This is a genomic window from Lactobacillus delbrueckii subsp. bulgaricus (genome assembly GCF_046938665.1).
Lineage (GTDB): Bacteria > Bacillota > Bacilli > Lactobacillales > Lactobacillaceae > Lactobacillus > Lactobacillus delbrueckii_C.
The window spans coordinates 1-19,208 of record NZ_JBKZCD010000023.1 but is presented as its reverse complement, the minus strand read 5'-3'; the positions used below and the strand labels follow the sequence as shown (position 1 = coordinate 19,208).

At 50.9% G+C, this 19,208-nt stretch carries 19 protein-coding genes; 12 read left to right on the top strand and 7 right to left on the bottom strand.

What is annotated here, in order from left to right; genetic code table 11:
- Window positions 1–582 carry a DJ-1/PfpI family protein gene (locus ACLUXO_RS08315; RefSeq protein ID WP_412137153.1) on the bottom strand — a complete coding sequence of 194 codons (582 nt, stop codon included), beginning with the start codon at window positions 580–582 and terminating at the stop codon, window positions 1–3.
- 218 nt (window positions 583–800) lie between these two features.
- On the opposite strand from ACLUXO_RS08315, the gene ACLUXO_RS08310 reads away from it, so the two are divergent.
- The 7 genes from ACLUXO_RS08310 (at window position 801) to ACLUXO_RS08280 (ending at window position 5,035) form a co-directional block, all read left to right on the top strand.
- Window positions 801–1,541: a sulfite exporter TauE/SafE family protein gene (locus ACLUXO_RS08310; RefSeq protein ID WP_412137152.1), complete on the top strand. Its 741-nt coding sequence runs from the start codon at window positions 801–803 to the stop codon at window positions 1,539–1,541.
- 59 nt (window positions 1,542–1,600) lie between these two features.
- Entirely contained in the window at window positions 1,601–2,281 is a 681-nt protein-coding gene (locus ACLUXO_RS08305) for a histidine phosphatase family protein (protein ID WP_412137151.1), read from the top strand.
- 20 nt (window positions 2,282–2,301) lie between these two features.
- Window positions 2,302–2,487: a hypothetical protein gene (locus ACLUXO_RS08300; RefSeq protein ID WP_412137150.1), complete on the top strand. Its 186-nt coding sequence runs from the start codon at window positions 2,302–2,304 to the stop codon at window positions 2,485–2,487.
- 1 nt (window position 2,488) lies between these two features.
- Window positions 2,489–2,674 carry a hypothetical protein gene (locus ACLUXO_RS08295; RefSeq protein ID WP_412137149.1) on the top strand — a complete coding sequence of 62 codons (186 nt, stop codon included), beginning with the start codon at window positions 2,489–2,491 and terminating at the stop codon, window positions 2,672–2,674.
- A gap of 13 nt (window positions 2,675–2,687) precedes the next feature.
- Window positions 2,688–3,365 (top strand): 2,3-bisphosphoglycerate-dependent phosphoglycerate mutase, encoded by a 678-nt coding sequence (locus tag ACLUXO_RS08290; protein ID WP_412137148.1) that lies wholly within the window; start codon window positions 2,688–2,690, stop codon window positions 3,363–3,365.
- Window positions 3,366–3,526: 161 nt separating this feature from the next.
- Window positions 3,527–3,988, top strand: a complete 462-nt coding sequence (gene fabZ, locus ACLUXO_RS08285) for a 3-hydroxyacyl-ACP dehydratase FabZ (RefSeq protein WP_002879757.1) — start codon at window positions 3,527–3,529, stop codon at window positions 3,986–3,988.
- Between the two features lie 111 nt (window positions 3,989–4,099).
- On the top strand, window positions 4,100–5,035 hold the full coding sequence (locus tag ACLUXO_RS08280; protein ID WP_412137147.1) for an AAA family ATPase: 936 nt from the start codon (window positions 4,100–4,102) through the stop codon (window positions 5,033–5,035).
- 61 nt (window positions 5,036–5,096) lie between these two features.
- Here the strand turns inward: ACLUXO_RS08280 and ACLUXO_RS08275 are convergent, their stop codons facing one another.
- Window positions 5,097–5,666: a peptidylprolyl isomerase gene (locus ACLUXO_RS08275; RefSeq protein ID WP_412137146.1), complete on the bottom strand. Its 570-nt coding sequence runs from the start codon at window positions 5,664–5,666 to the stop codon at window positions 5,097–5,099.
- A 9-nt stretch (window positions 5,667–5,675) separates the two neighbouring features.
- Complete coding sequence (locus tag ACLUXO_RS08270) at window positions 5,676–7,286, bottom strand: peptide ABC transporter substrate-binding protein (RefSeq protein ID WP_412137145.1); 1,611 nt, start codon at window positions 7,284–7,286, stop codon at window positions 5,676–5,678.
- Between the two features lie 292 nt (window positions 7,287–7,578).
- Here ACLUXO_RS08270 and ACLUXO_RS08265 point away from each other — a divergent pair, with 292 nt between their 5' ends.
- Window positions 7,579–9,432: an FAD-dependent oxidoreductase gene (locus ACLUXO_RS08265; RefSeq protein ID WP_412137144.1), complete on the top strand. Its 1,854-nt coding sequence runs from the start codon at window positions 7,579–7,581 to the stop codon at window positions 9,430–9,432.
- Between the two features lie 80 nt (window positions 9,433–9,512).
- On the opposite strand, the gene ACLUXO_RS08260 is transcribed toward ACLUXO_RS08265, so the two are convergent.
- From ACLUXO_RS08260 to ACLUXO_RS08245, 4 genes are all read right to left on the bottom strand, one after another.
- Window positions 9,513–9,791, bottom strand: a complete 279-nt coding sequence (locus ACLUXO_RS08260; RefSeq protein WP_412137143.1) for a Txe/YoeB family addiction module toxin — start codon at window positions 9,789–9,791, stop codon at window positions 9,513–9,515.
- Window positions 9,782–11,065 carry a replication-associated recombination protein A gene (locus ACLUXO_RS08255; protein ID WP_412137142.1) on the bottom strand — a complete coding sequence of 428 codons (1,284 nt, stop codon included), beginning with the start codon at window positions 11,063–11,065 and terminating at the stop codon, window positions 9,782–9,784. Before ACLUXO_RS08255 ends, ACLUXO_RS08260 begins: the two co-directional genes overlap by 10 nt.
- A gap of 186 nt (window positions 11,066–11,251) precedes the next feature.
- On the bottom strand, window positions 11,252–12,601 hold the full coding sequence (pepC, locus tag ACLUXO_RS08250; RefSeq protein WP_412137141.1) for an aminopeptidase C: 1,350 nt from the start codon (window positions 12,599–12,601) through the stop codon (window positions 11,252–11,254).
- Between the two features lie 88 nt (window positions 12,602–12,689).
- A complete protein-coding gene (locus ACLUXO_RS08245) occupies window positions 12,690–12,977 on the bottom strand; it encodes a hypothetical protein (protein ID WP_412137140.1) in 288 nt (95 codons plus the stop codon).
- A 104-nt stretch (window positions 12,978–13,081) separates the two neighbouring features.
- Between ACLUXO_RS08245 and ACLUXO_RS08240 the strand changes: the two genes are divergently transcribed.
- From ACLUXO_RS08240 to ACLUXO_RS08225, 4 genes are all read left to right on the top strand, one after another.
- On the top strand, window positions 13,082–13,636 hold the full coding sequence (locus ACLUXO_RS08240; protein ID WP_412137139.1) for a dCTP deaminase/dUTPase family protein: 555 nt from the start codon (window positions 13,082–13,084) through the stop codon (window positions 13,634–13,636).
- Window positions 13,636–15,012 carry a DNA repair protein RadA gene (gene radA, locus ACLUXO_RS08235; RefSeq protein WP_003618262.1) on the top strand — a complete coding sequence of 459 codons (1,377 nt, stop codon included), beginning with the start codon at window positions 13,636–13,638 and terminating at the stop codon, window positions 15,010–15,012. Before ACLUXO_RS08240 ends, radA begins: the two co-directional genes overlap by 1 nt.
- 111 nt (window positions 15,013–15,123) lie before the next feature.
- Window positions 15,124–16,071: a glycosyltransferase family 8 protein gene (locus ACLUXO_RS08230; protein ID WP_412137138.1), complete on the top strand. Its 948-nt coding sequence runs from the start codon at window positions 15,124–15,126 to the stop codon at window positions 16,069–16,071.
- Window positions 16,072–16,245: 174 nt separating this feature from the next.
- Entirely contained in the window at window positions 16,246–19,119 is a 2,874-nt protein-coding gene (locus tag ACLUXO_RS08225; protein WP_412137137.1) for a putative bifunctional diguanylate cyclase/phosphodiesterase, read from the top strand.
- The last annotated feature ends 89 nt before the right edge of the window (window positions 19,120–19,208 follow it).

The window sequence follows — 19,208 nt, the reverse complement described above, 5'->3', positions numbered from 1 at the left end:
TTAAGCCTCGTTGATGTGGTCTCTTAAGTAGCTGTACTGCATGGCGTCTTCCAGCTGGCTGGTGTCCACGCCTAAAACTTGGGCCAGGGCATAGGCAAAAGCCCAGGAAGTGGCCGGCCCCCGGCTGGTGACCAGCTTGTGGTCCTCGTCAATGACAGCTGGGGTGTCGACGTAGGTGCTGGCTGGGTTTTCTTCAGCAACTTGTTCTTTGAAGTCCGGGTGGCTGGTCCACTTGGCTTCTTTTAAAAAGCCGTACTTGGACAAGGCGATCGGGGAGGCGCACATGGCGGCGTTCCACTTGCCGGCGGAGAAGCGCTGCTTCATGAGATCAGCCAGCTTCTCGCTTGCTCTTAAGTGCTTGGCGTTCGGGGCCCCGCCCGGGAAAGCGACCAAGTCGTAGTCAAGCAGGGATTCGTCCACTAACTTGTCGCAGGTAAAGCGGATGTCGTGTCCGCCAGTGATGGTCAAGTTGTCCAGAGCCACCATATCGCAAGGGATGCCCAGCCGGCGCAGGACGTCGACCTGGCTCAAGCCTTCGATTTCTTCACATCCATCTGAAAAAACAATTGCTGCAGTTGGCATAGATTTGTTCTCCTTTTTTCTAAAAATTACTTGCTCGTGCTTTTAATTTTTTGTTAATGATTGTCTACCTACTATTGTACAAAATTGCGTCCCACTTGTCGCTGAAAGCGGGCTGATTTAAGCAATTTGCAATCCTCCGCCCCAATCAGATAAAATGGATACGGCTTTTTCCTTTGGAAAAATAAGCAAATCAGCGAAAAAACAGAAAAGAGCAAACAATGCAGTTCATTTACCTCATTATCTTAGGCGTCTTAGCCGGCATCGTGGCGGCGGTGGCCAGCATGGCCTCCCTTGTTTCTTACCCGGGCCTCCTTCTCTTCGGCCTCAGCCCAGTCGCGGCCAATATGACCAATACGGCAGCTTTGGTGACCACGGGCTTTGGCTCCTTGTCTTCTTGCTTAAAGGAAATGCGGGGGCATTGGGGGGAACTGTGGCGCTACGCCTTTTTCCAGCTGACTGGGGCTTTCATTGGCGGCTGGCTTTTAGTCCAGTTCCCGGGAAAAATCTTCCAGAAATTGGTTCCTTTCTTCGTCCTTTTTTCAGCTGCCCTTCTTTTATACAGCGGCCGGCAAAAGCAGACAAAGCAGGCAACCAAGCTTGGAAGAATCGGGGCTTATTTCGGCTTGTTTGTGGCCGGGATTTACGCTGGCTATTTTGGCGCGGCATCTGGTGTTTTGACCTTGATCTTTTTAACGGCTTTAAGTGATTCTTCTTTTGTCGTCATCAACGCCATTAAGAGTGTGATCGGTTCTTTAGCCAACCTGGTGGCTTTAGCCCTTTTCGCCTTTAAGGGCGGGGTCAACTGGCCGGTAGCTTTTCCTTTGGCCATTGGCCTCTTTATTGGTGGCTATTTCGGGCAAAAAATGATTAAATATCTAAAGCCTGCCTGGGTTAGATGGATCACGGCCTTCTTCTCGCTCCTTCTGGCCAGCTACCTGGGCTGGCAAGCTTGGGGCTAACTACCCAAGCCCGGCAAAGTAAGATAGAATAGTTATTGATTGATTTAAGGAGGACGCGCATGAAAACTGAAGTTTATCTGGTCAGACATGGGGAAACGCTTTTCAACCGCCTGAACAAGGTACAGGGTTGGTGCGATACCCCCTTGACCATCAAAGGAATTGACGATTTAAAGAAGACGGCTGACGCCCTCTCTCAAATTCATTTTGACAACATGTACTCGTCAGACTTGAAGCGGGCGATTGACACCGTCCACTTGATGAAGGACGCCAACCAGGTGTCTGAGATTGGTAAGATCAAAAAGCTGCCGGAATTCAGAGAAGTTTTTTACGGTTCTTTTGAAGGCGGCAGCATCGATGACATCTGGCTCGGTGTTTCTAAAGCCGCGGGCATTCCGGCAACGACTGACGTAAAGAAGATCATCGACACCATCGGCATCTACAAGTTCCGGGAAGTCACTAAAAAGGCTGACCCCCGCCATTTGGCCGAAAACACGGAAGAACTGGAAACCAGAATGCGCCGGGCCATCAAGGTCTTGAGAAAAGAGACGATCGGCGAAGGCCGGGTCCTGCTGGTTTCCCACGGGGACTTTATCAAGACCCTGGGGATCAAGTACTGGAAGGAAAGCGACGGCCTGCACGACATCACCTTCCCGGACAACGGCAGCGTCAGCCGGGGGATTTTGGACGAAGAAGGCAATTTTGAAATTGTCGACTACAACTGCAAGGCTGAAGATTTATGAACAAGGAGACAGATTAGAAGATGAAGTGGGATACGCACACTTTTACGATCGTTTTGCTGGTGATCGTGGGCCTGTGGGAATTTGCCCGGGGCTATAACGCCCAGCGGATGGGGAAAAAGGGCAGCTTGCCCGCCCAGTCTTACTACCTGACCGGGGTCGGGATTCTGGCTGTGGCCATTTATTACGCGGTAAAGTTGTGGGGCTAATATGAATCTTCATTCCTGGTGGGTTCCCTATGCCGTTTTGCTTTTCGGCATCTGGGATTTAATTACCGGCATCACGCGCCTGCGCCGGCAGAAGCAAGGCGTCAAGCAGAAGGGGCTGGGGGGCAAGGCTTTTGTCATCTTAGGCATCCTCTTCATCATTACTGGAATCTGGGCTTTTTGGCTCTAGAAGGCAAAAAATTATGGCAAAGTTGGCACTGCTGAGGCATGGGGAAAGCCAGGCCAATGCGGCAAACGTATATACAGGCTGGAATGATGTCCCCTTGACAGACAAGGGCCGGCGGCAGGCCTGGGCAGCGGGGGAGAAATTAAAAGAAGTCGGGGACTTTCACCCGACCATGATTCACACCTCTTTATTGTCCAGGGCAATTGAGACGGCAAACATCGCGGCGGAAGCCGCGGGCTTTTTATACCTGCCGGTTGCAAAGACCTGGCGGCTGAATGAACGCCACTACGGGGCCCTGCGGGGCTTAGACAAGGATGTCTCTAGGAAGATTTTCGGCAAAGAGCAGGTTTTAGAATGGCGGCGGGGCTTTGACGCCGTTCCGCCAGCGCAAGGGTCGCCAAGCATTGACCGCCGCTATTGGGGGGTAGACCCTCAGCTTTTGCCAAGGGCGGAGAGCCTGCACCAGACCCAGCTCCGCCTGTTGCCTTACTATGAAGACGAGGTGGCCAGCCGCTTAATGGCTGGAGAAGACCAGCTGATCGTGGCCCATGGGTCCAGCCTACGGGCGCTGATCAAACATTTAGAAGACATCAACAATGTGGATATCCTCAAGCTGGAGGTGCCTAACGCCCAGGCCATTGTCTATGATTTTGACCAGAAGCTGAACATTGTGGATAAGATGATCACCAACTGATGACTTAAACAGGCTGAGGCCTGTTTTTTATTTTGCCTTTTTTTACTTGGTAAAAATCAGCGGTTATTGAAAAACTTGACATCGCTTTTGGGAGTGTTACACTTAGTCAAAAGTTATTAGAAAACTTGTGAAAAGATTTTATAAACAGAAAGTGTGACAAGATGCCAGTAATGACAGCCCAAGAAGTAATGGATTTGATTCCCAACCGCTACCCGATCTGCTATATCGACCGGGTGGAGGAACTGGAAGCTGACAAAAGGATCAAGGCCGTGAAGAACGTGACGATCAACGAACCCTTTTTCCAAGGGCATTTCCCGGGCAATCCGGTGATGCCCGGGGTCTTGATCATTGAAACTTTGGCCCAGGCGGCCTCGATTTTGATCTTGAAGTCACCGGCCTTTTACAAGAAGACGGCTTACCTGGGGGCAATCCACCAGGCCAAGTTCAGAAGGATGGTCCGGCCGGGGGATGTTTTGGAAATGGAAGTGAAGATGCTCAAGGTCCGGGCGAAGACGGGGAGCGTGGCGGCAGTGGCTAAAGTAAACGGGGACCTGGTCTGTCAGACGGAACTGGTCTTTATCGTGGGTGACCGGGACGGCAAGGACATGCAGGCGAAAAATTAGAAAAAGCAAAAATTTATGGCGACTTTTGCCAGATTGTTAAATGTCGGGGGCAATCTATGGTAAAATTTATTCTGATATATTCAAAATAGATTTTTTAAAATGGAGCTAAGTATGCGCAAATTATTTCTTTTGAGAGGCGCGCCCGGCTCTGGCAAGTCTTCATTTATCGCCCGGCACCACTTATTGCCGTACGCGATCAGCGGGGATGAGATCCGCCTGCTTTTGGCGGACCTGACCGTTTACTATGACCAGAAGACTGACGTTCTGCACCAGGTTATTCCGCGGCATGTCACGGAACAGACCAAGCGGATGAAGGACAACTTGGTTGAGCACAAGATGTCCTATGGGGAAACCGTCATCGTGGACGGGACCCACATTGTCGCCAGCGAGATCGATCACTACAAGAAGTGGTGCGAGAAGTACCATTACGAGTGCTATGTGGTTGATTTGATGCAGAACCAGACCCTGGAAGGTTTGTTGAAGAGAAACCAGATCCGGATGCAATACGACTGGGTGAAGCCGGAAGTCATCACGATGATGTACAATTCTTACAAGGCGCACCCGGAGCTGCCCAAGTGGGTCAAGGGGATCAAGCCCAACCAGATGGAGCAGGCCCTGCAGCAGAGAGAGAACAATCTGGACCATTATTCACATGTGATTGCCATACCTGATGAGGTGGCAGAAGAAGATTTTCCACATGTGCACATTTCCAACTTCTACTTCTCTTTCAACGACAAGTTCAGTGAAAAGTACGGGACTTACCGGAATGTGGTGACGATCGGCAAGACCAAGGAAGAGGTGGTCGACGAGTTCCGTCTGCCATACTTTGCCTTTAAGTTCCACCACAAGCACTTTTTGATTTCGGCTTACCCGATCAGAAACGAGATGCTGGACCCGGTCAAGAAGGTTAAGGGGACCTGGTCTTACACGACCGGCCTTTACAACGTGGCTGACTTTGTCAGAGAATTTCCGGAGAACGAGAAATCACACGTTCACCAGTTTAATTTGAGCAAGCTGGACCGGACCAGACTTTTGCACATTTGGTAAAAGACAGAAAGAAAAAGCTTTTCCTCAGAATTGCGGGGAAAAGCTTTTTTCATGGGTAAAATTATTGCCAGGTCAAGGGGAGATGACCGTGGGTCATGCGGACGGGGTCAGGCAGGGTGAAATCTGCCGGTTCCAAGGTAACCTTGTCGATAACTTGTGGAATAACGGGTTCGTTGACCTCGACTCCTTCATAAGGAAAGTCAGTCACGGGCCGGGTTTGGACCTGGCCCAGGCGCTCGATTTCATCAAAGCCGGAGACGACCTTGGCAAATACAGGGTAGGTCCCGGTCAGTTGGGGCTGGTCGGTCAAGGGAAAGAAGACTTCGCAGCCGGCCAGGCCCAATTCGTCGTAGCCGCCCATGCAGGCAGTTCCGGCAGTGACGGGAACTGGCGTTAGATCGGGATGCAGGTCAAATTCATTGGGCAGGAGGTACTTGGCCTCTTTTTTGCCAAAGGCATTGTAGCTTAAATCAACCCATTTGCCGGGCACGATCCGCTGGATCGCATGGTCATCATAGATATGGTGTTTGACGGCCCAGACGAAGCTGGCGCAGGTATTCGGGGCAACGTCTGGCAGAAGGTCTAAGACGATCTTGGCCCCGTTTTTTAGGTAAAAAATTGCTTGAGCCATATTGCCCCCTTACTTGAAGTAGGCCCGGGTGTAGTCAGCCGTGCCAGTAGTGTTCCAGAGGACTCCGCGCAGGTTGGAGTTGACCAGGTGGTCTTCAACTTCGGTGCAGAGCGGGATGACTGGGTTATCCTTGCTCAGCTGCTTTTGGGCGTTCAAGAGGTTCTTGAAGTAGGCCTTTTGGGAAGTAGCGTTCTTGGACTTGGCCAGGCTAAGCTGCTTATTGAAGTTCTTGCTGGTGTACTTGCCGAAGTTGTGGGAGTTGTTCAGCTCCTGGGTTTCCAGTTCGCTCATTGGGTCAGCGTAGTCGTTGAGCCAGTAGCTCAGTTGGAGGTCAAATTCGCCTTTAACGGCCAGGTTGTAGGCAGATAAGAATGGCAGGGACTTGACTTCAACTTTGACGCCGGAGAGCTTGCTTTCGATTTGTGATTGCAAAAATTCGGCCTGGTTCTTATCAGTAGAAGTGTCGTAGCCGACCAAAGTCAAGCTTACGCTGGACTTGCCCAGTTCTTTCAAGCCTTCCTTCCAGAGCTTTTTCGCCTTGGCAACGTTGTAGGTTTCCTTTGGCTTAGCAACAGTAGCGAAGTCCTTATTGGTGCCAGGGTATTTGGCAGCGCCTGGTGAAGAGTAAGTGTAGGAAGGCTTAGAGCCGTTGGCCATGACTTTTTCAGCCAGTTGCTTTCTGTTGATGACTAAGTAGAGGGCCTGGCGGAGTTTGTCATTGCTTAAAGCCCGGCCTTTAGCTTGGTTGGTGCGGATGAAGTAGTTGCCGGATCGGTCGACTTGCTTTAAGTGCTTGTCATTTTGCAGGCCTTGAGCAGTTGTGCCGCTGATTAAGGCGTCATCCAGGCTGCCCTGCTGGAAGAGCTGGTGGGCGGTGTTGGCTTCTTTAACGACTTGGTACTTGATCTTAGATAATTTAACTTCAGATTTAGCGTAGTAGTTAGGGTTCTTGACCAAAGTCCAGGTGTTTGTGCCGGCCTTCCAGCTGCCAAGTTTGAAGGCACCGTTTGAGGCGAAGGTCTTCATGCTGGTTCCGTACTTTTTGCCATATTTCTTGACCAGTTTGGTGTTTTGCGGCAAAAAGCTGGTCATGGTCAGCTTCTTGGTGAAGGTTGGGATCGGGTATTCCAGGTCAACGACCAGTTTATGCTTGCCTGCGGCTTTGACGCCTAAAGTTTCGGGCTTCTTTTTGCCATTTTGGATGGCGGTGGCATTCTTGATGCCCTGGTAGATGTAGCTGTAGCCGGACAGGGCAGTTGGAGCCACGCCTTTTCTCCAGGCGGTGACGAAGTCTTCAGCGGTCACGTCATCGCCGTTGGACCATTTGGCGGTCTTGAGGTAGAAGGTGTAGCGCTTGCCGCCATTGGACTTGACTGTCTTTTTGGCCAGGGCTGGAACAGGATTGTTGTTCTTGTCTGAGCGGAAGAGGCCGTCGTCCATCTGGTTTAAGACGTCCCAGATCGGCACCGTGGTGCTGGCGGACTGGTCAAAAGTCGCGATCGTGTCGCTCTCCATCAAGTTGAGCGTGGTTTTGGCCGTGGATGTGGTAGATGATTTGCCGCAGGCACTGAGCAGGAGCCCAGCCGCTAAAGCTGTGGCAAGCGGTAGCTTTTTCCCCATGTTGATCTCCTCTGTTACACGATTTTAGTGGGTCGATACATTAAAATAACATTAAGAATTTTATAATTATAATTTAACAGCTAGGGTGGGGATTGTCAATTGGAAAATGGTTATGAAATTTTCGCAGAAGAAATAGACAATCTTCCTGTGCGGCTTTCAAAAATCATGAAAAGACAGCTTTCTTTTTAACTAATGAAAAAAATCACAATTTACCGTTGCAAGCGTTTTTTTCAAGTGCTACGATCACGGTTGAGAAAAAAATTATTAAAATGCAATAGAAAGAAGCAAGAAAATGAAGGCTGGAAAATACACGGTTGACGCGCAAGGGCATAATGGCAAGTTTAAGCTGACGGTGACGGTTGATGGGGACCGGATCGAAGACGTCAAGGTTGCTGAAGGGGAAACGGCTGGCATCTCAGACGCGGCTTTAAAGCGGATCCCAGAAGCAATTGTTAAGGGGCAAACTTTAAATGTTGACGTAGTCTCCGGGGCTTCCCTGACTAGCCGGGGGATCCTGGACGGGGTCGGCCAGGCGATTGAAATGGCTGGCGGGGATGCTGAAGAATTCAAGCAGCGGCCAAAGTACCAAGAAGCAGAAAGCGAAAGCGGGGAAGTCACGGTTGACGTGGCGGTTGTTGGTGCCGGCGGGGCCGGCTTTACCGCTGCTGTCCGCTCTTTGCAAAACGGCTTAAAGGTTGCCCTGCTTGAAAAGGCGCCAACTGTTGGCGGCAACACTATGCGGTCAGGCGGCTTTTTGAACGCGGCTGACCCGGAATGGCAAAACAAGTTTCCAGCCCTGCCAGGAGAAAACGTCACCCTGGAGCAAATGATGGAAGTCAAGGAAGATGAAATCGCACCGGAATACCGGGAAGACTTCAAGGAAATGCAAAAGCAGATCAAGGACTACCTGGACAGCGGGAAAGACTACCTCTTTGACTCCGTTCTCTTCCACCGCCTGCAAACTTACTTGGGCGGCAAGCGGGTTGACCTGAAGGGCAATGAAATTTACAGCGACTACTCTTTGGCCAAGACTTTGACTGACCATGCCCTGGAATCAGTTAAGTGGCTGGCTTCGGTTGGCGTTGATTTCAATATGTCAGCCGTAACCATGCCGGTTGGTGCCCTTTGGCGCCGGGCCCACAAGCCGGTAGAAAGCGATGGCTTTGGCTATATCAAGGCTTTGAAGCAGTACTACGATGAACATGGCGGCCAGACTTTTACCGATGCCAAGGTAACGGACCTTTTGCTTGAAGATGGCCGGGTAGTGGGCGTGAAGACTGACAAGCTGACTGTACATGCCAAGGCTGTAATTTTGACGGCAGGCGGCTACAGCGCCAACACCAAGATGCTGCAAAAGTACAACACTTACTGGGATGATATTCCAGACAACATGAAGACGACTAACGCCCCATACATTACTGGTGACGGGATCAACTTGGGCCTTCAAGCAGGGGCTGCCTTAGTTGGCATGGGCTTTACCCAGATGATGCCAGTTGCTGACCCGAAGACCGGTGAATACAATACCGGCCTGCAAGTTCCGCCAGCTGACTTTGTCATGGTCAACCAAAAGGGTGACCGCTTCGTCAACGAATACGCAGGCCGGGACACTTTGGCCAAGGCAGCGATCGCTAATGGCGGCCTCTTCTACTTGATTGCTGATGAAACGATCAAGAATTCTGCCTACAACACTGATGAAAATAAAATCAAGCAGGAAATCGCCAGCGGCCAGCTCTACAAGGCTGACACTCTGGAAGAGTTGGCAGAGCAGATCAAGGTTGACCCAGACCACTTACTGGCAAGCATCAAGAAGTACAACCAATACGTTGACCAGGGGGATGACCCGGAATTCCACAAGAGCGTCTTTGACCACCGGGTTGAAAATGGCCCATTCTACGCTACTCCGCGCCAGCCAGCCATGCACCACACCATGGGCGGCTTGAAGATTGACGCGGCTGCCCATGTCTTAAATGAAGCAGGGGAAAAGATCGCGGGCCTTTACTGTGCTGGTGAAAATGCCGGCGGGGTTCACGCGGGCAACCGCCTGGGCGGCAACGCCTTAGCTGACGTCTTTACTTTTGGCCGGATCGCAGCAGACAGTGCCAAGAGTGAACTTGCGGTTGACACGGTCAGCGGGGCTTCTCACTAAGATCGCTAAACTTTTTTCCACATAACGCAAAAAGTACTGATTCTCATTTATGTGAGGGTCAGTACTTTTTCTTTGCTGTTCTATTTGTCGTTTTTAAAACCTTCGTAATGGGTCATGCAGGCGTAAATCACCAGCCGATGATCTTCAATGCAGTAGACCAGGCGGTCAGAGTGGGTGACCCGGCGGGCCCAGCGGTGCTGTGAATCCTTTTGCATCCCTTCCGGCCGGCCAATCCCCGTATACGGGTGCCGCTTAATATCTTCAATCAATTTATTGATCCGCTTGACGATCTTGTTTTCGCCTTTTGCATACCAGGTTAAGTACTCACTCCAGGCCCGGTCTGTCCATATCAAGTCCATTTTCCATTCTCCTTCAGCGGGTCTTTGGCCGCGAACTTTTCTTCATAGATGTATTCAAACAAGGCCTGGTACTGCCGGTAGAGCCTTTCCTCATTGGCGGTGTTCCGTGGGAAAAAGTAGTGGTGGCCCACCAAATCTTCTGGCAGATAAGCCTGCTTGGCCAGCTGATGGGGCTGGCTGAAGGCGTCCAGCTTGATTCCTGCCCCCCTAAGCTTGCCTGCTCCCTTGTAGTGATCATCTCTTAAGTAGGCGGGCATGGGGTGGGCATTCGGATTCTGCGCGTCCATTTTAGCCCGGGCATAAGTCCAGCGGACGGAATCCGACCGCGGACAAATGCAGAGCAGCATGGTTGCCATGGCCAAAGCCGACGTCGCCCGCGGTAGCCCGATCTCCCTGGCCGTGTTGGCCAAAGTGATTACCTGGGTGACCGTCTCCGGTGACGCCAGGCCCACCGTTAAAACCGCCGCGTCTTTAAGCCGTCTGGCTACGGACTCCAAATCGCCGCTTTCCAGCAGGACTGCCAGATAATACAAGGCCGCGTCAGTATCTGAACCTTCAATTGAATCCTGGAAGGCGGACAGATAGTCGTAGTGCTGGGTCGCGTCCTTGTCATAGGCAAAATGCTGGCTCTTGGCGAAAGCCGCCACGTTTTCCAAAGTGATTTTTTCCGGATGCATGGCGTGCAGGGTGTCCAGAATGTTTAAAGCTACCCGGGCATCCCCGTTGGCCGAATTGGCAATAGCATGCGCTTCCGAATCACCCAGTTCAAAGCCCAGGTATTCTTTGGCTGCTCTTTTTAATACCGGCTCAATGTCTTCAGCTGCCAGCGGGCTGAATTCAAAAATCTGGCAGCGGGACCGGATCGCCGGCACGATGCTCATCACCGGATTTTCCGTCGTTGCCCCGACTAGCAGCACATGCCCGTTTTCCAGATAGGGGAGGAGGTAGTCCTGCAGCGGTTTGGTCAAGCGGTGGATCTCATCCAGCAAAAGGACGAAGCTCTCATCCGGGTGCTTTTGAATCAACGCCTGCAGCTGATTCTTGTTCTGAATCGACGCGTTGAAAGCCTCAAAGGGCAAGTCCAGACTCTTGGCCATGACACTGGCTAAAGTGGACTTGCCGCTGCCTGGCGGGCCCCAGAGAATCAGACTCATTGGAATCGCCCGGTCAATGATCTGTCGCAAGGGCATGCCCGGCGCCAGCAGCTGCTTTTGTCCCGCCATCTGGTCCAAATTTCGCGGCCGCATCAAATCTGCTAAAGGCTGCTTAAACATCTTTTCACCTCACTTGCGCTTCTTTTTCTAAAAAACAGTATACATGTAATTATAAGAATTACAAGCAACAAAAAGAAAAAGAGTTGATTTGGGATAAAAAAGCTCCAGAAGCAAATTGCCTCTGGAGCTTATCTTGATATTTAGTTGCGCCTTAACTATCAGTTAAGGGAATGGCTGCTAAGTCTCTTAGAAGTCGAAAGCCAAAGCGCCCATTGGGTCCCACGGCAGAAGTTCGATTGGGTTTTCCTTGCCTTCGTCGTAAGCCTTCTTAACGTCTTCTGGCAGGAAGGCCTTGTTCAAAACAGCCTGGTAAACGAATTGGTCGAACCATTCGTCGCTCATGACGAAGTAGCCCTTGAAGCCTGGCTTGTCACCCCATGAGTTTTCGATCTTCCACTTAGTTGGCGTGTCGTCAACCAGGTCAACGGCAGTGATAACCATGGCGTGGTTCATCATGCTTTCGCCGGAGTCCAGGCGGTCAGCCTTGCTCATTGAGAAGTCGTAGTCAAACAGTTGGTCTCTTTGGTAGATCTTAGTGTCCAAAAGGCCGGCTTCACGGTCGCCCCCCTTGGAAACGTCTGAACCAAACCAAACAACTTCGCCTTGCTTTAATTGGTTGACAATCAGTTCCTTGAACTTAGTCAGTTCCAAGTTGAGGTGGCGGACTTGCCGGCCGCCAACCACGTTGCCCAGGTATTCAACTGAGAAGACCTTGTTGTATGGCTTGTCAGCAGTAGGCCCGTTGATAACTGAGATGTAGTTTTCCAGGTCCCAGCCAACGTATTTCTTGAAGAAGGCTTGTGGGGTGATGTCCTTGTCAATGTGGTAGTTGCCTTCGTCATCAGTGTATTCAAAGTTGAAGCTCTTTGGTGGCAAGCCCAAGGAAGTAGCCAGCATGCGGAAGATAGCGTCCAAAAGTTCAGCCTTGTGCGCTTGAACTTCTTCTTCGCTCTTGCCTTCATTGACCAAAGCCCGCAGTTCCAAGCCGCCCTTGCGGAGCATGGTGTTCAAAGTGTCGTCCAAAGCGCGGGAGTTTTCGGAGTTAGCAGTTTCTGGGTAAACCTTCTTCGGCACGATCCCGTACTTTTCAATCAAGCCGCAGAGCATGTCCCATTGCCCGCCGTCTGATTGCGGAGTGGCAAAGAGGAAGGAGACCTTCCGGTTGCCCAGTGGCTTGTCAGCTGAGCTGATCACGTTTTCAAAGAAGAAGTTGGACTTTTCAAACTTGTCCCAGAAGAAGGTGTAGCTCTGTGACAATTCAAAGCCCTTCAGCTTGAATTCCTTTTGGATTGAGTGACGCATGGTGTTCAAAGCACTGAACATCCAGCAGCGGCCTGACTGCTTTTGGTTGGTAACTGACCCAGTATCAATTTCTACTGAGAAGGTCGGGTCCAGGTCAACCTTGCTTTGGGTGCTCTGGCTAGCCTTGAAAATCCCGTTGGTTTGGGCAGCATTGGCCGCTACTCTGTAAGCTGGGTGCTTGCTCAAGTTGCTGGTGAAGTTTTCGATCGTGTCAAAGCTGATTTCTTTTGACATCCTATTGCCTCCTGTTTCTCTTTTTTCTTTAAAAAATCCATCTAAGCACTATTTTAGCCCATAAAAACAGGGCCGTCTATCAAAGGGCTTAATTTGCGGGCTTTTCGGCCCAAATGTTCGTTAATTCCCCATGCTTTTGGAAATACGCGATCACATTTGGGTCTAAAGGCCAAACTTTTAAGCCTGTCTCCTGTGAGATTGCCTTAACTTGCTCCATCACCTGGTCCAGGACGCTTTCTGGTGCCCCCGGCGCGATAAAAAGCTGGTTCATGGCCCAAACTGGTCCGCTCTTTCTCTCAATCAAGAGGAGGGAACTTTTGGCAATTAACTGGCCGTCAGCCTTGATTTCAATGACTTTTTCTCTTTCGTCTGGCATAATTTTTCCTTTCAGAGCGGCAAATAATTTGCCCTTCTTGTCTTTTCCATTGCCGTCTTAACTAGTGTAGAATAGATGTCTAGATAATTAAAGGAGCAAAAACAATGAACAGAGTAAGAGGCTTTGAAGTAGTTAAGAAGTATGAAGGACAAGGCTTGACCCTGCCCCGCCGGCAGACTTTGGCCAGCGCCGGCTACGACATCGAAGCGGCCCGCGACATCACCATCCCCAGCATCTGGAGCCTGAACTTCGTCAGGATCTTCCGCTTGATCAGAAACGGCCACGATTTGATTGAAAGCGACCTTTTGCAGGCAGAAGAAGTCTTGAAGCCAATCTTGGTCCCAACCGGCATCAAGGCCTACATGCCAGAAGATGAGGTCTTAATCCTGGCCAACCGGTCTTCCAACACCTTCAAGCGCAACCTGTCCTTGCCAAATGGGATTGGCGTCATCGACAGCGACTACTACAACAACCCCAACAATGAAGGGGAGATCTTCGTCCAAGTCTTGAACTACGGCGTCCGTCCCCTCAAGATCAAAAAGGGTGAACGGATCGCCCAGGGTATCTTCATTAAGTACCTCAAAACTGATGACGATCAGCCAATTGAAAGCCAGCGCTTAAGCGGCTTTGGCTCAACTGGCAAGAAGGGCGGCAAGTAATGGCCAGAGCTAGAACTCAGTACAAGTGCCGGTCTTGCGGCTACATCTCCGCTTCTTACCTGGGCCGGTGCCCCAACTGCGGGGCCTGGAACCAGTTTGAAAAAGAAAGCCAGGAGGTCCGCCAGACTTCTACTAAAGCGACCCCCAGTCGCTTAATGGCCAGCGTGGGTGCTAAAGAAGCCGTTAAAATGTCCACCGTCAAGGCGGAAAAAGAAGAACGGGTCTTAACCAAGTCCTCTGAACTTAACCGGGTCTTAGGCGGCGGGATCGTACCCGGCTCTTTGGTCTTGATTGGCGGGGACCCCGGCATCGGCAAGTCCACCTTGATGCTGCAGATCATGAGCGAACTGGCCGAAAAATACAAGGTCCTCTACGTCTCCGGGGAAGAATCTGCCAGCCAGATCAAGCTGCGGGCTGACCGGCTCGGCCTGGGCCAAAGCCCCATGCTTTTATACCCGGAAAGCAACATGGAACACATCCGCGACCAGATCGATGACGTTAAGCCAGACTTTGTCGTGATCGACTCCATCCAGACCATGAATGAACCCAGCCTGGACTCCATGGTGGGCTCAGCTTCTCAGGTCCGGGAAGTTACTGCCGAACTGATGAAGATCGCCAAGCTGGACCAAGTCACTGTCTTTGTCATCGGCCACGTGACCAAGGAAGGATCCATTGCCGGGCCGAAAATCCTGGAGCACATGGTTGACACCGTCCTTTACTTTGAAGGCGACGAGCACCATGCCTACCGGATCTTGCACTCAGTCAAGAACCGTTTTGGGGCGGCCAACGAAATCGGCATGTTTGAAATGAAGACCGAAGGCCTGGCGGAAGTGACCAACCCTTCCGCGGTTTTCTTAGATGAACGCCTGCCCGACTCAACTGGGTCAGCCGTGGTCGTTTCTTTAGAAGGAACCCGGCCGATCTTAGGCGAAATCCAGGCCCTGGTCACCCCAACTGCCTTTGGCTATGCCAAGCGGACTACTTCGGGGCTTGACTACAACCGGGTCTCCCTGCTTTTAGCCGTTTTGGAAAAAAGAGGGAACCTGATGCTGCAGAACCAGGACGCCTATTTATCAGCCACTGGCGGCATCCGCTTAAACGAACCGGCCATTGACCTGGCCATCGCCATGGCCATTGCCTCCAGTTATTATGACAAGGAAATCTCCGCGACCGACTGCTTTGTCGGGGAAATCGGCCTGACCGGGGAAGTTCGCCGGGTCAACCAGATCCAGGCCCGGGTCAAGGAAGCCGGCAAGGTTGGCTTCAAGCGGATTTTTATTCCTAAATATAATATGAGCCCGGCCTTGCAGGATTTGGGGATTGAAGTAATCCCGGTTTCCAGCGTCCGCCAGGCCCTCCACTACCTTTTCTCATAGAGAAAACGAATGTAATATTTCATACAATTTGCATCTTTTCCCTTGCTAAAATGCTGGTAAGAACTACAATGTAGTATATGAATTGAGGATAGATGGAAAGGAAAAATATTAATGACAGTTCCAGTATTTTATTCAATCAGTGACGACTTCACCCCATACGCGGCTGTCTCACTGCACTCTTTAGTCAAGCATGCCGACCCAAAGCGTGACTACACGGTAACCTTTTTGCACCAGGGCTTAAGCCAAGAGCATGAAAAGGCCCTGGCTGCTTACAACAGAGACAATGTCCACATTAAGTTTTACGAGATGTCCGACGAACTCCTCAAGCCAATCCAGGACCGGAAGGAGAACTACCTGCGGGGGGACTTCTTTGCCATGTCCATTTTCTACCGCCTCTTTATCCCGGACCTTTTCCCGGAATACGACAAGGTAGTCTACATCGACAGTGACACGGTCTTAAATGACGACATCGCCAAGCTTTATGACCATGACTTAGGCAATAACCTCCTGGGTGCCTGCACCGACTCTTCCATCCAGTTCGTGGAAAAGATGCTCCGCTATATCAAGGAAGTCTTGACTCTGGATCCGAAGGAATACATCAATTCAGGGATGCTGGTGATGAACGCCAAGGCCTTCAGAGAGGAAAACTTCGTTGACAAGTTCTTCAGCCTCTTGGGCCGCTACCATTTTGACTGCATCGCTCCGGATCAGGACTACCTAAATGAAATCTGCTCCGGCCGGATCAAGTACCTGGACGGCCGCTGGGACGCCATGCCCAACGAAAACACTGAGGCCCTGGCTAACCCTGGCCTTATCCACTACAATCTCTTCTTTAAGCCTTGGCACTTCAGCGGGATCCAGTATGAAGACTACTTCTGGACCAACGCCGAAGAAACCATCTTTGCGGCTGAACTGAAGGCAGAACTGGCCAAGACGACCGATGAAGAAAGGGATACCGAATACCACAAGCTGGACCACATGCTGGGCAAGCTGGACACGACCCTGCAGGATCCCCACAACTGGGCCCGGGTTAAGGAAAATGAGCAAGTAACTTTATAATTCACAAGAAAAGCTTTCCAAAATTCGTTTTTGGAAGGCTTTTTTAGGCGGTCTGGACAAATTTTTTCAGAAAAATCAGCTAAAAACCGAGACATTTATAAACAAAGTCGCTACAATTAAATAGTTGAGAAAGAATAACAAAAGACTTATGATGTCCAGGCGAAGGAAACAAACATGATTAGGCAGAAAATTCAGCTTGCTTTTCAGCAATTTCAAAGCACGATTTTAAAAGATGGCCGCCCAGAGCCAGACCAAGTGATTGCTTTGCTTGATCTCGTCAAGGACGAACTAGGCTTGTCCATGGTCTATGTTTGCGAAAATACCGCGGGCGGCAGCCAGTTTTTATATCAATATTGTTCTCACGGCAGCAGCTTTTCCGCCATGCACCACAATCTCTTGATCGCTGAAGGTTCCGAAAGAGAAGAGACTTACCGCCTGCTGCAAGCAGAAAATCCGGTAGTCTTAAAAGGGGATTGCTTCGGTCCAAAATATGCCATGGCAGAGGGCAACCTGGTCTTCAGCTACTTCAGCGGGGAAGTTTGCCAGGGCTTTGTCAGTTTTCAAAAGGAACAGCAAGCAGAGGGCTGGAGTGAGGATGAAAAAGAGACCTTAACTTCTTTGGGCAGCCTTTTTTGGCCCTTGATCAGCGGTGACCAGATCAGTTCCCTGGCCCGGATTATGTATGCTGGTCCTAGCGGCATGTCCATGATCTGGATCTACCCCAAGGTTAAGGCCGTTGTCTTCTCCAAAGACCTCCGGACCAGCTTGGGCCTAAGCAATTACTACCGGGCCAAGTCGACCGAGGACTTTTGCCAGAATTTTGTGGCCTACCTTGACCAAGACGAGGTAGTCGCGGCTTACCAAAAGGCCCTGCAGGGGGAAGTGGCAGAAAGCAGCTGCCATGCCTTCCAGCGGCCAGACAAGCTGCACTTGACCTTTTTTCCCAACCGCTATGACTTTGCTGGTGAAGTTGAGCAGATCATCATTTTAGTCAGAAAGGCAGCGACTGTTTCTAAAGAGCGCCGGGAGCGGGGCAAACGGCTGGAAGCCTACCGGGAATTCCAGATGATCTACAGCCGGGACAATTGTTCTGAATTTTTCGTCGACTTGGCCAAAAACCAGGCGACTGTCTTCAAGGCACCATTGGATTGGCAACCGATTTTCGAGAATAGGGAAAACTATGACCAGCTCTTGCACTATTTTGCCAGCGAACTGGTCTTGCCCAACAGCCAGCAGCGGTTCGTAAATGCTTTAAGCCGCGAGAACCTGCGCAGGCAATTGGCTCAGCAGACCAGCTTCTTCATTACGGCCCATGTCCGGGTTGGAGACCAGCAGCGGCTCCTGGAATTTGAAGTAATTGAGGGGCATTCCGGCATCCGCCGGGTACCAGAGAGCGCCATCATCGTCGTCAAAGACGTGACTGACAAGCGGGTTTCCCGTTATGACTCTTTGACCGGCCTGCTCAACATGCACAACTTTCTTTTGGAAGTCGGGCAGAAATGGCAAACTGGCGGCCAGCTCTTGGTCATGAACGTGGAGAACTTCAAGTTTTACAACATGCGTCATGGCTTAGACCAGGGTGACCACTGCTTAATCGAAATCGCTGAGCTCTTAAAAGAGCTCTACCCTAATGCTTTATTAGCCCGCTTTAACGCGGACAATTTCTATGTTTATGATCCAGAACCAGGTGACTGGGAGCTGCGGATCATCCGCCTGCACACCCGCTTAAAGCGCCTGCCTTTAGCCAGCCAGCTCCGGGTGCGGGTCGGGGTCTACCAGTATGATGAAAAAGTCAGTCCTTCTTTAGCCTGTGACCGGGCCAAGCTGGCCTGCGACCAAGCAAAGAAGCAGCCTGAGCAGAGCTGGTGTTTATACACTTCGGCCATGCAGGAAAAGGAAGAATTAAAGCAGTACTTGATCGACCACCTGGATGAAGCTATTGAAAAGCACTACCTGCAGGTTTACTATCAACCAGTCATCCGGACTTTGACCGGCCGCCTCTGCGGGGCGGAAGCCTTGATCCGCTGGATTGATCCGGTCAAGGGCTTCTTGTCACCGGGCGACTTTATTCCCCTCTTTGAAGAGATGAACTTGTCCTACAAGGTTGACCGTTACGTCATCCAGGAAGTTACCCAGGGCCTGCGCGAGCATATCGACAAGGGAAAAAAGATCGTGCCAGTTTCCATCAACTTGTCCCGGGCAGACTTCCAGATGATGGATCCTTTGACCGAATTAAACCAGGCCATGCGGAAAAATGGCTTGCGCCAGTCCCTGGTCCACGTGGAAATCACCGAAAGTGCCTTATCTAAGGATGTTGCCGGCTTGAAGCGGGCCATTCACAACTTCCGCCAGGCCGGTTATGAAGTCTGGATGGACGACTTTGGCAGCGGCTATTCTTCCCTAAACTATCTCAAGAATTTTGAATTCGATGAGATCAAGCTGGATATGATCTTTATGAAGGACTTTGACGAAGCTTCAAAGAAGATCTTAACCGCCTGCGTGAAGATGGCCAAGGACCTGGGGATCCATACTTTGGCTGAAGGGGTTGAAACTAAGCAGCAGTTGGACTTCTTGCAGTCGATTGGCTGCGAGCGGATCCAGGGCTTTTACTACAGTAAGCCCTTGCCAGCCGGCGAGTTTGCCCAGCTGGTGGCTGAAAAGGGGATCGAAATTGAGAACTGGCAGCAGAGCAAGTTCTACCAGCAAGTTGGCCTGGTGGACTTGGTCAGCGACAAGCCGACCTGCCTGGTCTTGGACGATGGCAGCCATTTCCGTCTGCTTTATGTCAACGAAGAATTTCAGAAAGAAGTCAAGCGGGCACCGGCAGCCTTTAAGCAGATCGTTAATGAATGGAACAAGCCGGAATCAGAAATTGCCAAGCAGCTGCACGCCTTTGCTAAAAAGGTTGACCAGGGTGAGGCAAGCTACTTTGACTTTAAGCAAACCGAGCAATATCTCCGCCTTAGTGCCCAGCAAATTGCCAGATACGAAAATTACCAGATGCTCCTGATCAACGCCAGCGACATCACCGTGCAATATCTGAAATAAGCAAGAAGCAGTCATTTGGCCAATGTCATTAAGTTAAGACATTGACTTTGAACGGGGCACGTCTTAGAACACTCATCGGAATTTGATGA